Origin of the sequence: Amycolatopsis sp. NPDC051128, from assembly GCF_040682715.1 — a bacterium.
In the GTDB taxonomy this organism is placed as follows: Bacteria; Actinomycetota; Actinomycetes; order Mycobacteriales; family Pseudonocardiaceae; genus Amycolatopsis.
The window spans coordinates 142,603-155,982 of the sequence record NZ_JBFBBN010000013.1 but is presented as its reverse complement, the minus strand read 5'-3'; the positions used below and the strand labels follow the sequence as shown (position 1 = coordinate 155,982).

At 72.0% G+C, this 13,380-nt stretch carries 17 protein-coding genes; 14 read left to right on the top strand and 3 right to left on the bottom strand.

What is annotated here, in order from left to right:
• Positions 1-4: 4 nt before the first annotated feature.
• Genes AB0M82_RS16675 through AB0M82_RS16660 form a run of 4 tightly spaced genes read left to right on the top strand, consistent with a single transcriptional unit; the run spans position 5 to position 3,432 of the window.
• Positions 5-1,000: a thiamine pyrophosphate-dependent enzyme gene (locus AB0M82_RS16675; protein ID WP_364722299.1), complete on the top strand. Its 996-nt coding sequence runs from the start codon at positions 5-7 to the stop codon at positions 998-1,000.
• Position 1,001: 1 nt separating this feature from the next.
• Entirely contained in the window at positions 1,002-2,624 is a 1,623-nt protein-coding gene (locus tag AB0M82_RS16670; RefSeq protein WP_364722297.1) for an NAD(P)-binding protein, read from the top strand.
• A gap of 9 nt (positions 2,625-2,633) precedes the next feature.
• The gene (locus AB0M82_RS16665) at positions 2,634-2,900 is read left to right on the top strand and encodes a DUF1876 domain-containing protein (protein ID WP_364722295.1); all 267 of its coding nucleotides are present in this window, start codon (positions 2,634-2,636) and stop codon (positions 2,898-2,900) included.
• Between the two features lie 10 nt (positions 2,901-2,910).
• A complete protein-coding gene (locus AB0M82_RS16660) occupies positions 2,911-3,432 on the top strand; it encodes a flavodoxin domain-containing protein (RefSeq protein WP_364722293.1) in 522 nt (173 codons plus the stop codon).
• Between the two features lie 51 nt (positions 3,433-3,483).
• Here AB0M82_RS16660 and AB0M82_RS16655 read toward each other — a convergent pair whose 3' ends face one another.
• Positions 3,484-4,884 (bottom strand): hypothetical protein, encoded by a 1,401-nt coding sequence (locus AB0M82_RS16655; RefSeq protein ID WP_364722291.1) that lies wholly within the window; start codon positions 4,882-4,884, stop codon positions 3,484-3,486.
• Positions 4,885-4,954: 70 nt separating this feature from the next.
• Here AB0M82_RS16655 and AB0M82_RS16650 point away from each other — a divergent pair, with 70 nt between their 5' ends.
• A complete protein-coding gene (locus AB0M82_RS16650; RefSeq protein ID WP_364722290.1) occupies positions 4,955-5,302 on the top strand; it encodes a hypothetical protein in 348 nt (115 codons plus the stop codon).
• Positions 5,303-5,440: 138 nt separating this feature from the next.
• Here the strand turns inward: AB0M82_RS16650 and AB0M82_RS16645 are convergent, their stop codons facing one another.
• Positions 5,441-6,316: a universal stress protein gene (locus tag AB0M82_RS16645; protein WP_364722288.1), complete on the bottom strand. Its 876-nt coding sequence runs from the start codon at positions 6,314-6,316 to the stop codon at positions 5,441-5,443.
• Between the two features lie 189 nt (positions 6,317-6,505).
• Between AB0M82_RS16645 and AB0M82_RS16640 the strand changes: the two genes are divergently transcribed.
• The gene (locus AB0M82_RS16640; protein WP_364722286.1) at positions 6,506-7,390 is read left to right on the top strand and encodes a universal stress protein; all 885 of its coding nucleotides are present in this window, start codon (positions 6,506-6,508) and stop codon (positions 7,388-7,390) included.
• Between the two features lie 2 nt (positions 7,391-7,392).
• Positions 7,393-8,028, top strand: a complete 636-nt coding sequence (locus AB0M82_RS16635) for a CBS domain-containing protein (RefSeq protein WP_364722365.1) — start codon at positions 7,393-7,395, stop codon at positions 8,026-8,028.
• 64 nt (positions 8,029-8,092) lie between these two features.
• On the opposite strand, the gene AB0M82_RS16630 is transcribed toward AB0M82_RS16635, so the two are convergent.
• On the bottom strand, positions 8,093-8,230 hold the full coding sequence (locus AB0M82_RS16630; protein ID WP_364722284.1) for a hypothetical protein: 138 nt from the start codon (positions 8,228-8,230) through the stop codon (positions 8,093-8,095).
• A gap of 185 nt (positions 8,231-8,415) precedes the next feature.
• Between AB0M82_RS16630 and AB0M82_RS16625 the strand changes: the two genes are divergently transcribed.
• From AB0M82_RS16625 to AB0M82_RS16595, 7 genes are read left to right on the top strand one after another with little or no spacing between them, the layout of a single operon-like run.
• Entirely contained in the window at positions 8,416-9,255 is an 840-nt protein-coding gene (locus tag AB0M82_RS16625) for a universal stress protein (protein WP_364722283.1), read from the top strand.
• Between the two features lie 20 nt (positions 9,256-9,275).
• A complete protein-coding gene (locus AB0M82_RS16620; RefSeq protein ID WP_364722281.1) occupies positions 9,276-9,863 on the top strand; it encodes a CBS domain-containing protein in 588 nt (195 codons plus the stop codon).
• Entirely contained in the window at positions 9,860-10,222 is a 363-nt protein-coding gene (locus AB0M82_RS16615) for a flavodoxin domain-containing protein (protein WP_364722279.1), read from the top strand. The genes AB0M82_RS16620 and AB0M82_RS16615 overlap by 4 nt, the downstream gene beginning before the upstream one ends.
• On the top strand, positions 10,219-11,622 hold the full coding sequence (locus AB0M82_RS16610; RefSeq protein ID WP_364722277.1) for a DUF4389 domain-containing protein: 1,404 nt from the start codon (positions 10,219-10,221) through the stop codon (positions 11,620-11,622). Before AB0M82_RS16615 ends, AB0M82_RS16610 begins: the two co-directional genes overlap by 4 nt.
• A gap of 13 nt (positions 11,623-11,635) precedes the next feature.
• The gene (locus tag AB0M82_RS16605; protein WP_364722275.1) at positions 11,636-11,914 is read left to right on the top strand and encodes a DUF1918 domain-containing protein; all 279 of its coding nucleotides are present in this window, start codon (positions 11,636-11,638) and stop codon (positions 11,912-11,914) included.
• Positions 11,898-12,809, top strand: coding sequence for a universal stress protein (locus AB0M82_RS16600; protein ID WP_364722273.1), 912 nt, complete (start codon positions 11,898-11,900; stop codon positions 12,807-12,809). The genes AB0M82_RS16605 and AB0M82_RS16600 overlap by 17 nt, the downstream gene beginning before the upstream one ends.
• On the top strand, positions 12,806-13,213 hold the full coding sequence (locus AB0M82_RS16595; RefSeq protein WP_364722271.1) for a hypothetical protein: 408 nt from the start codon (positions 12,806-12,808) through the stop codon (positions 13,211-13,213). The genes AB0M82_RS16600 and AB0M82_RS16595 overlap by 4 nt, the downstream gene beginning before the upstream one ends.
• Positions 13,214-13,380 lie beyond the last annotated feature (167 nt).

Sequence of the window (13,380 nt, the reverse complement as noted above, 5' to 3'; positions counted from 1 at the left end):
TGACATGGTGGTGACGCCGATCAAGTTCTACCAGACCGGCAGCTTCGCGGTCGGCGGCCGGCTCCTCGGCGACGACCAGCGCAGCGTGCAGTCCGACCGCGAACGGATCAACTCGATCGACTGCGGCCACCGCGCGTGCCAGGGCTGCGGCGAGGCATTGGGCGCGCGGTACGCCCTCGACGCCGCCATGCGAGCCACCGCGAACCAGATGGTCGCCGTCAACGCGACCGGCTGCCTGGAAGTCTTCTCGACGCCGTACCCCGAGACGTCGTGGCGGATCCCGTGGCTGCACTCGCTGTTCGGCAACGCGCCCGCGGTCGCCACCGGCGTCGCCGCGGCCATGAAGGCCAAGGGCCGCACCGACGTGCGCGTGGTCGGCCAGGGCGGCGACGGCGGCACCGTCGACATCGGCTTCGCCTGCCTGTCGGGCATGTTCGAGCGCAACGACGACGTGCTCTACATCTGCTATGACAACGAGGCGTACATGAACACCGGCGTCCAGCGCTCGGGCGCGACGCCGGCCGCGGCCCGCACGGCGACGACGCCCGCGGTGGGACCGGAGCCCGGGGCGGTGTTCGGGCAGGGCAAGAACGTGCCGATGATCGCCCTGGCGCACGAGATCCCGTATGTCGCGACGGCGACCGTCGCGGACCTACGTGACCTCGAAGCGAAGGTGACGCGGGCGATGGAGTTCCGCGGCGCCCGCTACCTGCACGTGCTGGTGCCGTGCCCGCTGGGCTGGGGCAGCTCGTCGCACGACACGATCCTGATCGCCCGCCTGGCCAAGGAAAGCGGGCTGTTCCCGGTGTTCGAGGCCGAGCACGGCGAGATTGTGGCGACGTCGAAGATCCGTCGCCGGGTGCCGGTCGAGGACTACCTGCGACGCCAGACGCGGTATGCGCACCTGTTCGGCGAGAAGCCCCGCGCCGACGTGATCGCGCGGATCCAGGCGCAGGCCGACCGGAACATCCGCCGCTACGGCCTGCTCGGAGAGGACTGACATGGAGCACGAGAAGCCGTTCGCGATCACGCTCGACGTCGGGTCCAGCCGGGCCAACAAGACCGGCGCGTGGCGCAGCGAGCGACCGGTCTACGTCGACCTGCTGCCGCCCTGCAACCAGGCCTGCCCGGCCGGCCAGGACATCCAGAAGTGGCTCTACCACGCGGAATCCGGGGACTACGAGAACGCGTGGCGGCGGATCATGGTCGACAGCCCGTTCCCGGCCGTGCTCGGCCGGATCTGCTACCGGCCGTGCGAGAGCGCGTGCAACCGCGGCCAGCTCGACGAGGCCGTCGGCATCAACTCCGTCGAGCGGTTCCTCGGCGACGAAGGCATCAAGCAGGGCTGGTCGATGCCGGTCTCCGCGCCTTCCGGAAAGCGGGTGCTGGTCGTCGGTGCCGGACCCGCCGGCCTGTCCGCCGCCTACCACCTGGCCGGACTCGGCCACGCGGTCACGATCCGGGACGCGGAAGCCGCGCCCGGCGGGATGATGCGCTACGGCATCCCGCGCTACCGGCTGCCGCGCGAGGTCCTCGACGCCGAAATCGACCGGATCCGGGCCATGGGCGTCGAGTTCGAGCAGAACAGCCGGGTCACCGACGTCGCCGCGGCCAAGGCCGAGTTCGACGCCGTGTTCCTCGCGGTCGGCGCCCAGGTCGGCAAGCGGGCCTACATCCCGGCCGGCGACTCCGCCCGCGTGCTCGACGCCGTTTCGCTGCTGCACGGGATGGAGAGCGGGGAGCGGCCGTTGCTCGGCCGCCGCGTCGCCGTCTACGGCGGCGGCAACACTGCAATGGACGCCGCGCGCACGGCGAGGCGGCTCGGCGCCACCGACGCCGTCGTCGTCTACCGCCGCACGCGTGACCGGATGCCCGCGCACGAGTCCGAAGTGGCCGAAGCGGTCGAAGAGGGCGTGGCGATGCGCTGGCTGTCGACGATCAGCGAGATCGACGGTGACGGCATCACGGTCGAGAAGATGCGGCTCGACGAGTCCGGGTTCCCACAGCCGACCGGCGAGTTCGAGCGGCTCGCGGCGGACAGCGTGGTGCTGGCCCTCGGTCAGGACACCGATCTGTCCCTTGTGGACGATCTGCCGGACGTCGAGCACGCCGCCGGCGTCGTGCGGGTCGGGCCCGGGCTGATGACCGGGCATGCGGGGATCTTCGCGGGCGGCGACATGGTGCCGTCGGGCCGGACCGCGACCGTCGCCGTGGGGCACGGTGCGAAGGCCGCGCGGGAGATCGACGCGTGGCTGCGCGAGGTGGTGACGCCGGAGCCGCCGGCCCGCCGCGAGGCGGCCTTCGAAAACCTGAACACCTGGTACTACAGCGACGCCGACCGGACCGTCCGGCCGCACCTCGACCTGTCCCGGCGAGTGTCCACCTTCGACGAGATCAAGGGCGGCCTGACCGAGTCGACCGCCTTGTTCGAGGCGCGCCGTTGCCTGTCCTGCGGCAACTGCTTCGAATGCGACAACTGCTACGGCGTCTGCCCCGACAACGCGGTGATCAAGCTCGAACCGGGAGAGAAGTACGCGATCGACCTCGACTACTGCAAAGGCTGCGGGATCTGCGTTGCCGAATGTCCCTGTGGCGCCATCGAAATGGTGCCCGAAGAAACCTGAGGAGGACACATGCGCGAGAAGCGCTGGCAAGTGGAGATCATCATCGACGAGGACGAAGGGCGTACCCGGGCCACGGCCCGGCTGCACACCGCCGAAGACACCCGCGTTTCCGGAACCGGGACCGCCCGGCTCAACCCGGCCGACCGGAACGTGCCCGAGATCGGCGACGAACTCGCCGCGTCCCGCGCGCTGAGCGACCTCGCGCACAACTTGTTCGAATGCGCGGCCGGCGACATCGAAGAACTGACCCACCAGCCGATCCGGCTGGAAAGCTGAGGAGGCGGAGATGCGCACCGTGATCGTGTTCGAGTCGATGTTCGGCGCCACCGAGAAGGTGGCCCGGGCCATCGCCGACGGCCTGTCCCAGTCGGTCGGGGCCGAAGTGGTGAACGTCGACGATGCGCCATCGGACCTCGCCGGGGTCGAGCTGCTCGTCGTCGGCGGGCCCACTCACGTGCACGGCATGAGCCGGGCCGCCACCCGGAAGTCTGCCGCGGATCAGGTGGATTACACGGTGCGGTCGCGGACCGGGATCCGGGAATGGCTGGGCTCCCTCGAGTCGCTCCCGCCGGGGCTCGTGTTCGCGGCGTTCGACACCCGGATCGACAAGCCGCGCGTGTTCACCGGTGCAGCGTCGCTCGGCGCCGTGAAGCGGCTGGACCGGCTCGGGGGCCGGGCGGCGGCGCCCGCCGAGAGCTTCTTCGTCGGCACCGGTTCGATCGACGCCGGCCCGGAGCCCGGCGAGCTGGCCCGTGCCAAGGCGTGGGGCGCGGCGCTCGGCGCGGCCGTGCGCCGGACCGTGGCCTGAACGGCCGGTTGCCGTCCGCCGTGCTCACCGGCGGACGGCTGTGGCGCCGGTTCACTTCAGCCCCGGCAGGCGGCGAAGGGCGACGCCGGTCACCGCCGACGTGGTCGCCGCCATCACCAAGCCGCCAAGGATGCCGATCAGGATGGTCAGTGCGATGTTCTGACCGGGTTGCCACAACGGCATCGTGACGCCCAGGAAGACGGCCAGGCCGAGCAGCCAGGCGCCGGCGGTGGTGAAGATCCAGCGAGCCGAGCGGGCGAGGTGGCGGCGCAGGATGAGCCATTGGGCGAAGCCGATGGACAGCAGCAGGGCGGTGCCGAGGACGGCGGCCACCGGCCAGAGCACCAGCGGCGGCCAGGACACGAGGTCCGCCGCCCACGTGCTCGGGGCGAGCCCCGCGAGGTAGGCGAAGGACGCCGCCCCGGCCGTGGCCGCCACCCACCGCCGGCTGTTCAGGGCCGGTAACGCGCGCCGGAGGACGAGCGCCTGCCCGGCGCCCAGCGCGGCTCCTTCGGTGGCGCCGGCCAGCAGCAGCGCGGGCAGCGAAACGACGGTGGGGCCGTCCGCGGTCAGGGCACCGGTGACGGCCGGAATCGCGAAGCCGAGGAATTCGGCGGCCGTGACGACCAGGAACCACGTCCAAGCCAGGCGGCTGCCTCGCAAAGGAGGCACCGGTGGAGCGGTGAACGCCAGTATCGGCGTGTCCGCGGTCAGCGGGACGCGGGGAAAGCGGCGGCGGTAGGTCTCGGCTCCGGCGTCGCGCTCCGTCCCGGCGAGCAGCCGCCCTTCGCCCGCGACCCAGCGGCCGTCGAGCAGGACATCGGCTCCGGCGCTGTGGCGGAAGTGCCGCCACCAGCGCTTGCGATCGGGGTTTCCGGCGGTGACCAGGATCTCCTCACCGGAGCGGGCGTACTGCACCGGGAGCGCGACCGGCTTCGGCGCGGTGGCGGGCCGGTACCGCAGGGCGGTGAGCGTTCCGTTCAGCAGCGGCGCAAGCCGGGAGCCGAGCAGTCGCAGGAGCAGCCGGTTCGGTACGCCGGGTCGGATCGGTTTCGCAGTGCCAGTCGTCATCCCGTCAGTACAGGCGGCGGCGCACGGCGGCGGCAGGGCCCATCGAACCCCGGCCGGGGGACTTTGGCCACCCGTCGAGTTCAAAGCCAGTCGCGGCGTTTTGAACACTGCGTACAGCGTGGCGGAGATGACCAGGATGGCGAGCGTGGAGACCCACACCCCGGACGCCTGCCCGAACCCGGGGTACGGGATGTTCTGGCCGTAGAAGTCGGTGATCGCGGCCCAGCCCTGGATGCTCAGCTGTGTCTCGCGGATCGTGGCGATCAGCTCGCGCAGGGATTTCGTCCACTCCGCCACGCGCAGGACGTGGTCGTAGACGTCCTGGAAGTAGGGCAGGAGCGTGTCGCCGCGGCGCATCAGGGAGGCGACGATCTCCCGCATCGGCACGGCCAGGTGTCGCGGTCAGCCGAGGCTCCGGCGCAGCTGCAGGGACCGGCGCTGCAGGGTCGGTGTGGTCGACGCGGTCGGCGAAGACGAGGTCTTCGAGCGCTTCGACCTGCTCGTCCAGTGCTTGGACGGCGTCGAGGTGCCCGTCGACGAGGTAGTCGAGCAGGCCGTCGATGTCGGTCGTGTTGTTCCGGTGGACGGTGGCGAGGACGCGGTCGGTGACGAAGGCGTCCAGCTCGGCGGCCGCCAGGACGCCGTCGGTCACGCGGACGATGTACGCGGCGAGGAACGAGTGCAGGTCGTAGCGGACGAGCTTGGGGCGTTGGTGGTCTTCGTCGAGCACGGAGGCGACGGCCAGCGGGTGGAACCCGAGCTCGGTGGCGAGCGCCGCGAGGTCCTGGCGTGTCCATGATTTGCCTCACTTTCGTCTGGTCCCAGACTCCGCCGGTCCGGGCCGGACGACGAGGGCCGTACCGTCCTCGTTCCCGGGCCCACGGACACCGGTCGGGGGTGGGTCGAAGGCCCACAGGCGCGAGGACTTTCGCCTCCCTCAGGCGGTGCGCACGAGGTACACCGGGCAGGCCGCGTTGTGCAGCAGAGCCTGGCCGGTGGAGCCGAGCAGCAGGCCGGGGAACCCGCCGCGGCCGCGGTCGCCGAGCACGACGAGCTGGGCGGTCCCGCTCCGCTCGATCAGCTCACGCCGCGGGTGCGCCCGGACGACGACCCGGTCGACTTCCACGTCGCCGGTGTCGTGGCCACCGAGCCGGTCGGTCAGTAGCCGGTGGCCGGCGTCGGTCACCGACTCATGGTGCTCTGGGTGGCCGGGTTCGTGCGGTGGCGGATCGTCGGCCCACGCGTGCACGACGACCAGCGGGGCGTGACGGGACTTGGCTTCGTCGAGCGCGACGGCGAGGATGCGGCTGCTTGCCTTGCCGCCGTCTATGCCGGCGAGGACCGGGCGTGCGTTTTTCTCGGCCTCGTCCCAGGCATCGCCGCGCACGATGACCGTGTCGCACGATGCGTGCGCACTGACGGCCGAGGCGACCGACCCGGCGAGGAGGCCGGTGAGCCGGCCCCGGCCGGATGACCCGACCACGAGCAGGGCGGCCGTCTTGGACGCGTCGACGAGTGCTTGGGCGGCGCGGTCGGTGTCGAGCCGGATCGTCGCGCTCGGAACGCCCTGCGCGGAAGCGAGTTCCGCCGCGGTGCGCAGGGAGTGGCCGCCGCGCTCGCGCAGGACGTCCTTCATCTCCTCGGGCGGCGGCACGACACCGCCGGCGAGCAAGGCCGAGAAGTCGATCGCGTAGACGATCTCCAGCGTCGCGTCGCGCCGGCGAGCGGTACGGGCTGCCCAGCGGACAGCGTCAAGCGACTCGGCCGATCCGTCGACACCGACGACGATGGGCTGTCCGGTTGGTGCGGTCATCGGCGGCTCCATTCTCGTTGCATCCCAGGTCATCTCCTCGAGGTCCACGGTGCGCTTCCGGCCGGGTCGGCCGGAGCGGCCAAAGGTCCTCGCGGGCGGGGACGAACGGCCGCAGCGTCCGCCCGCCGCGAGGCCTACCTTCGAGTCGGATGCGTGATCCGCGCACCGGGAACCCAGAGGAAACAGATCATGAGCGCAACCGGAAACCCACCGGTCGTCGTGGCCGTGGACGGTTCGGAGACCGCCGCTGCGGCCGCGTTGTGGGCGGCCGGGGAAGCGGCCCGCCGGCACGCGTCGCTGCTCGTCTTCACCGCCTACGGCTACGAGGACGCCGGGTTCGGCGGGAAGATGTACCCGCCGTCCGACTGGCTCGTGATCAAGGAGGCCGAAGCCGGCGAACTGCTGCGCGAGACGCGGGCGACCCTCGAGGCCGCCGTCCCCGGGCTGGACGTGTCCACTCAGGCCAGTGACCGCGGTCCGGCACCCGGCCTGCTGGAGGTCTCGGCGCGGGCGCGGATCCTCGTCACGGGCGAGCCGGTCGGGGCGATCGCGGGCTTGTTCAGCGGTTCGCCCGACGTCGACCTCGCCGCCAAGGCGCACTGCCCGGTGGTGGTCGTGCGCGGGAACGAGTCCGTCGACGGCCCGGTGGTCGTCGGCGTCGACGGCAGCCCCCTTAGCGAGGCCGCGATCGCTTGGGCGTTCGAGGAAGCCTCGCTCCGCAACGCTCCGCTCGTCGCGTTGTACACCTGGCACGACGGGGACACCGCGGGCCTGTTCAGCGACGGCAACATCGCCTTCCAGGGCGAAGGTCTGCAGGACTCCGGTCGGCGGCTGCTGGCTCAGCGGCTCGCCGGCTGGCAGGAAAAGTATCCGGACGTCCCAGTCGAGCGCCGGGTCGAGCACGACAAGCCCCGTTCCCGGTTGCTGTCGGCGAGCCACGGCGCGCAGCTGGTCGTGGTCGGCAGCCGTGGCCGGGGTGGTTTCACCGGGCTGGTGCTGGGCTCGACGAGCCAGGCCCTGCTGCACCACGCGGCCTGCCCGGTCATGGTGGTCCGCACCGAGGAGGAGAAGTGAGCATGAACGCCGGAATGGTGTCCGCGGTGATGACCGCCGACCCGATCACCGTTTCCACGAAGACGCCGTTCAAGGACGTCGCCGCCCTGCTGACCGGCAATGAGATCAGCGCGGTCGGCGTCCTCGACAAGACTGGTGCCCTGGTCGGCGTCGTCTCCGAAGCTGACCTGCTTCCGCACTTGTGGGAGGACCGCAAACCCCGGTGGCGTGACCGCCGGCTGGCCCGCAAGGCCACGGCGTGCGTCGCGAAGGACCTGATGACGAGCCCGGCCGTCACGATCGACGCCGAGGCCACGCTCGCCGTCGCCGCAGCGGAGTTCGCACGCACCGGCGTCCGCCGGTTGTTCGTGCTGCGCAACGGAACGGTGGCCGGAGTGCTGTCCCGCCGCGACCTGGTGGCGGTCTTCACCCGCGGCGACGCCGACCTCGAGCTCGAGATCACCGACCGCGTGCTGCGTGACCGGCTCAACCTCGGGCCCGACCGGGTGCGCGTGCAGGTCCTGGCCGGGGTCGTGACGGTCGTGGGGCGCGTGGAGCGGCGCAGCGACATCGACCCGGTGACGCGGCTGATCCACGAGCTGTCCGGCGTGGTGGAGGTCCGGAACCGCCTGGACTACGTCTGGAACGACGTCGCCTGAACGGCACACGACTAAGGCCTCCACCCGGATCCGGGTGGAGGCCTTAGTCGGGCCTGTGCCTGGTTCATCGGCCGCGCAGCTGTGCCGGTACCGGCAGGCCGATGCCGTACGGGTGGGCCACCGGCCACACGACCTCGCCGAGCAGACGCCGCGGTGTCGCCGGCAGCGGGGCCACCCCCTCGGGGAGGTAGCCGATGCGCACGACGATCTGGGGTTCGCCGTGCGGGAGGAAGGGTCGATCAGCAGGTCTGGTGCCGTCATTGGTCCAGGGTCGGTGACGACACCGCGCGGGACAGGCGGATTTGGTCCCCGGTGAAAGGGACTTCGTGCTCTGACCGGTGAGTACGCGAGCGACCATGCTGGCCCGAGACCCCGCAGGAGGATTTGATGACCGCAACCGCGAACCGGCCCGTACTCGCCGGGGTGGACGCTTCGGCGGCGTCGTTCGACGCCGTCCGCTGGGCCGCGAAGGAAGCTCGACGGCGCGAAACGACGCTGCGGCTCCTGCACGCCTGCATCTTCGAAGACGGCCCATCGCGAGCGCACGACTCCGAGCTGCTGCTCGAACCCGCTCACCGCTTCCTGCGCCGCGCCGCGGAGATCGCCCGTGAGCACGCGCCGGGCGTGCGGGTCGAGACCTCGGTCCGGCTCGGGCTCGCCGTCGATCTGCTGCTCGCCCAGTCCGGCGGCGCGGCGCTCGTCGTCCTCGGTTCGCACGGTATCGGTGGCCTGCGCGGCGCGCTGATCGGTTCCGTGGCCCTGCGGGTTGCGGCCGGGGCGGCCTGCCCGGTCGTGGTCGTGCCCGCGCACCGGCCCGAGCGGACCGGCCCGGTCGTCGTCGGCGTCGACCCGTCGGGCTCCAGCGAGCACGCTCTCCGGTTCGCCCTCGAGGAAGCCGCCGCGGTGCGGGCGCCGGTGCACGTCGTGCACGCCTGGCACGACGGCCTGCTGGCGTCCGAGGTGGAGCTCGCGGACATCGGGGTCACCGAGCAGCGTGAGCTGGACGCTCACATCGCGAGCTGGGCCCGCAAGTACCCGACGCTGGACATCACCGCACGGGCCATCCGAAACCGCATCACCTCGCGCGCTCTGCTGAGTGCCCACCCCGACGCGCGGCTGATCGTCGTCGGCACCCGCGGCCGCGGCCCGGTCGCCGGCGGGGTGCTGGGTTCGACCGGTAACGCCTTGCTCGCGCACGCGGCCTGCCCGGTCGTGGTCGTGCACTGAACTCCAGGAGAGGAACCGCCATGAAGGCACGCGACATCATGACGAGGCCGGTCGTGCGGGTCGGCCCGGGAACACCGGTCCGCGAGGCCATCGTGATGCTCACCGAACACTGCGTCGCCGCCCTGCCGGTGGTCGGTGAGGACGACGCGGTACTCGGCGTGTTCACCGAGGCGGACGCGCTCCGCAGCGGCGTCGCGGGGATCGGACCGGCCCCGGAGGTGCTGGTGGCCACGGTGATGACCGTGCCCGCCGAGACGGTCGGGCTCGACACCGACGTCACCGAAATCGCCCGCCACATGCTGGGCGACCGGCGGCGCAGCATCCCCGTGGTGGACGACGACGGCGTGCTCGTCGGCATCGTCAGCCGCCGCGACATGCTCAGCCCGCTGGTGCGCCAGGACGACTCGGTCGCCTCGCACCTCAATGCACTGCTGACCGACTACGCCGGTCATCGCGACCGGTGGGCGATCTCCGTCACCGGCGGCATCGTGACGATCCGGGGGGTCTTCACCGACGAGGCCGAGCGCCGCGTCGTGACCGCCCTGGCGAAGACCGTCTATGGCGTCGTCGGCGTGGAGCTGTGGGAAGAGACTTCGGTGAGGACATGAAGAGCGCTGTCTACATGGGACACTGGCTGGAGCCGGCGCGGAAGCTCGCGGAGTCGTTTTCGGACGAACTCCGCCGGGTGCCGGTCTGGCTCTTCTCCAGCGGTCCCGTCGGCGAGCAGGACAGGCCGGCCGAAGAGCCGGTCGCGATCGAGGATCTCGTGAAGCGGCTCGGGGCCCGTGGCCACCGGCTGTTCGGCGGGAAGCTCGACCGCCACGCGCTGCACTTCCCGGAACGCGCCCTCGTGGCGGCCCTGCGCGTTGCGGACGCCGACAACCGGGACTGGCCGTCGATCCGGGCCTGGGGCCGGGACATCGGTTCGAGCCTGGCCCAGGCCCAGGCTCCGAGGAGCACGTCATGACCGAACCGCACACCTACCCCGTCCGGGTCGAAGCGACCCTGGACGAACCCCTTTCCCGCTGGCTCTGGCTGGTCAAGTGGATCCTGGCCATCCCGCACTACGTCGTGCTGGCGTTCCTGTGGTTCGCCTACCCGTTCGTCACCATCGCCGCGTTCTTCGCCATCCTCGTGACCGGCCGTTACCCGCGGCCGCTCTTCGAGTTCACCTCCGGGGTGCTGCGCTGGAGCTGGCGGGTGCAGTACTACTCCTACGCCGCGCTCGGCACCGACCGGTACCCGCCGTTCACCTTCGCCGACGTCCCGGACTACCCGGCCCGGCTCGAAATCGCCTACCCGGAACGGCTTTCGCGTGGCCTGGTGCTCGTGAAGTGGTGGCTGCTGGCCCTCCCGCACCTCGTGATCGTCGGCCTGTTCGCCGGCGGCGGCAGCTGGCTGGCAGTCCGCGGCGGGAGCGATGACTTCAATTGGGCCGCCGGCGGTCTCGTCGGCGTGCTGGTGCTGGTCGCCGGGGTGGTGCTGTTGTTCACCGGCCGCTACCCGCGGCCGATCTTCGACTTCGTCCTCGGCATGGACCGCTGGGTGCTGCGCGTCGCCGCCTACGTGTCGCTCATGACCGACGAGTACCCGCCGTTCCGGCTCGACATGGGCGGCGCCGAAGCCGGCCACGAGCCACCGCACCCGCATCCGCAGGCGCACCCGGCCGGCCCGTCCGGCTGGACCGGCGGCCGGATCGCCGCCGCGGTGACCGGAGCCGTGCTGGTGCTGGGCTCCATGGGCCTGTTGACCGGCGGCGGGGCGCTCCTGTGGGCCGACCGCACCCAGCGCGACGCCGACGGCTACCTGACCGCGTCGACCAACGTCGTCGCGAACGGCTACGCGGTCACGACCGACCCCGTGCAGGTGCACGGCATCTCCGGGTTCACGGCTTTCGTCGGTGACGTCCGGGTCCGGGCCACGAGCGCGGACGGCGGCCCGGTGTTCGTCGGCATCGGCCGCTCGGACGCCGTCGCCGGCTACCTGGCCACCACCGAGTACACCACCCTCGCCGACCGCCGCTCCGGCGACCGGACGCACCCGGGCGGTGCCCCGGCCGTCCCGCCCGGCGAGGCCGGGGTGTGGGTGGCGAGCACGTCCGGCCCGGGCACCCAGGGCCTCGCCTGGCCGGTCCTCGACGGGCAGTGGACCGCCGTCGTGATGAACGCCGACGCGTCACGCGGGATCTCCGCGCGGGCGGAAGCGGGCGCAACCGCGCCCGCCGTCGGCTGGATCGCGCTCGGCCTGCTGATCACCGGAGTCGTGGTGCTGGCCGGTGGCGCCACCCTGATCGGGATCGCGGCGCTCCGCGCCTCGCGGCACCCGGGCACGCCCACCACGCCCGAACCATCCACCGTGGACATCTGAGAAGGGAAGGACCATGCACGCGAAGCCGGGCGATTGGCTCGTCATCAAAGGCTCGCGGGTCGACGTGCCGGACCAGCGCGGCTGCATCCTCGAGGTGCACTCCGCCGACGGGACACCGCCGTACGTCGTTCGCTGGACGGCCGACGACCACGTGTCGACGGTGTTCCCCGGGCCCGACGCCGTCGTGCTCACCGCCGAGGAGGAGCAGGCCGCCGCCGAGCAGGCCCGCACCCGGTACGACCGGGTCCAGCACCTGATCCACGAGGAGGACGGCCATGCACGGCTTCGTTGACGGCGCGGTCGTCGCCGGGATCGACGGCTCGGGCTCGGCTTTGCGGGCCGGGGTGTGGGCCGGGGCCGAAGCCCGCCGCCGCGGCCGCCCGCTGCGGCTGGTGCAGGTTTACGCCCTGCCGCAGGTGAAGTCCCCGGTCGCGTTCGGCACCCACGAGCAGGTCCGGGCGGGCCTGGCCGAGCGGGCCGAAGGCTGGCTCGCCGACGCGAGGGACGCGGTGCTCGCCGAGCACCCCGGCCTCGACATCACCACCGCCGCCCGGGAATGGAGCCCGGTCACCGCCTTGGTCCAGGAGTCGCAGCACGCCGAACTGCTGGTGCTGGGCTCGCGGGGACTGGGCGGGTTCACCGGGCTGCTGGTCGGCTCGACCGCGGTCGCGGTGTCGGCGCACACGCATTGCCCGATCGTGGTGGTCCGCGGCCGGAAGCCGCACGATCCGCCGCCGGTCACGGGACCGGTCGTCGTCGGCACCGACGGTTCGCCCGACAGCGAAGCCGCTATCGCGTTCGCCTGCGAGGAAGCGTGGCTGCGTGGCACTGGGCTCGTCGCGGTGCACACCTGGAGCGACGTCCTCGCCGACGGCACGCTCCGGCCGCATCCGATGGAGGAGAACCCGGACGAGATCGCGGCGGCGGAGCGCGTCAAGCTCGCCGAGCAGGTCGTGGGCTGGCAGCGGAAGTACCCGGACCTGACGATCGAGCTGGAGGTCACGCGCGGGCGGCCCGTGCGGACGCTGCTGGAGCGCGGCGAGCGCGCGCAGCTGATCGTGGTCGGCTGCCGCGGCCGCGGCGGGTTCACCGGCATGCTGCTCGGCTCGACCAGCCAGGCCCTGATCGCGCACTCGCCCTGCCCGGTAGCGGTGGTGCGGCCCCAGCGGACCGGGAGAACACCGTGAGCACCCTGCGGACCCGGGCCACGATGCGGCTGCTGGCCACGTTCGAGTCGCTGTTCGCCGCGAGCGCGGTGTACGGCGGGATCTCACTGGTCGTCGGAGCACCGGGCTTCACGATGCCGGTCGAGTGGCTGGCGCCGCTCGGGCTGACCAGCTGGGTGCTGCCCGGGATCGCGCTGGCACTCGGCATCGGTGGCACGCTGGCGTGGGCTTCGGTGTTCGCCTGGCGGATCGACTTACGCGCCCCGATCGCGGCGCTCGCCGCGTGTGGCGTGCTCACCGGCTGGCTGGCGATCCAGTTCGGCGTGATCGGCGTGCGCGCGCCGGTCCAGTGGGTGACTGCCGGGCTGGTGATCGTGCTGCTCGGTCTCGCACTACTGGCCCGGCACCGGTTGGGGGAGCCGTGATCGTAGCCGCCGTCGTCGCGCGGGAAGCCCTGTGCACGCTGAGTCGCGGCGCTGCCGGAAGCATGGCGCCACGTCCGGGATGACCTTCGTCCTTTTGTGGCGTGATCGCGAGAAGGGACGTAAGTCCCCGCAAGCGGTGACCGACGCCAGCGGTCGCCGGCGTCTGG

Bases quoted from the DNA above. Each gene is read 5' to 3' on its own strand.
- AB0M82_RS16675 (WP_364722299.1), top strand. From the start codon at position 5: ATGGTGGTGACGCCGATCAAGTTCTACCAGACCGGCAGCTTCGCGGTC.
- AB0M82_RS16670 (WP_364722297.1), top strand. From the start codon at position 1,002: ATGGAGCACGAGAAGCCGTTCGCGATCACGCTCGACGTCGGGTCCAGC.
- AB0M82_RS16665 (WP_364722295.1), top strand. From the start codon at position 2,634: ATGCGCGAGAAGCGCTGGCAAGTGGAGATCATCATCGACGAGGACGAA.
- AB0M82_RS16660 (WP_364722293.1), top strand. From the start codon at position 2,911: ATGCGCACCGTGATCGTGTTCGAGTCGATGTTCGGCGCCACCGAGAAG.
- AB0M82_RS16655 (WP_364722291.1), bottom strand. From the start codon at position 4,884: ATGCGGGAGATCGTCGCCTCCCTGATGCGCCGCGGCGACACGCTCCTG.
- AB0M82_RS16645 (WP_364722288.1), bottom strand. From the start codon at position 6,316: ATGACCGCACCAACCGGACAGCCCATCGTCGTCGGTGTCGACGGATCG.
- AB0M82_RS16640 (WP_364722286.1), top strand. From the start codon at position 6,506: ATGAGCGCAACCGGAAACCCACCGGTCGTCGTGGCCGTGGACGGTTCG.
- AB0M82_RS16635 (WP_364722365.1), top strand. From the start codon at position 7,393: ATGAACGCCGGAATGGTGTCCGCGGTGATGACCGCCGACCCGATCACC.
- AB0M82_RS16625 (WP_364722283.1), top strand. From the start codon at position 8,416: ATGACCGCAACCGCGAACCGGCCCGTACTCGCCGGGGTGGACGCTTCG.
- AB0M82_RS16620 (WP_364722281.1), top strand. From the start codon at position 9,276: ATGAAGGCACGCGACATCATGACGAGGCCGGTCGTGCGGGTCGGCCCG.
- AB0M82_RS16615 (WP_364722279.1), top strand. From the start codon at position 9,860: ATGAAGAGCGCTGTCTACATGGGACACTGGCTGGAGCCGGCGCGGAAG.
- AB0M82_RS16610 (WP_364722277.1), top strand. From the start codon at position 10,219: ATGACCGAACCGCACACCTACCCCGTCCGGGTCGAAGCGACCCTGGAC.
- AB0M82_RS16605 (WP_364722275.1), top strand. From the start codon at position 11,636: ATGCACGCGAAGCCGGGCGATTGGCTCGTCATCAAAGGCTCGCGGGTC.
- AB0M82_RS16600 (WP_364722273.1), top strand. From the start codon at position 11,898: ATGCACGGCTTCGTTGACGGCGCGGTCGTCGCCGGGATCGACGGCTCG.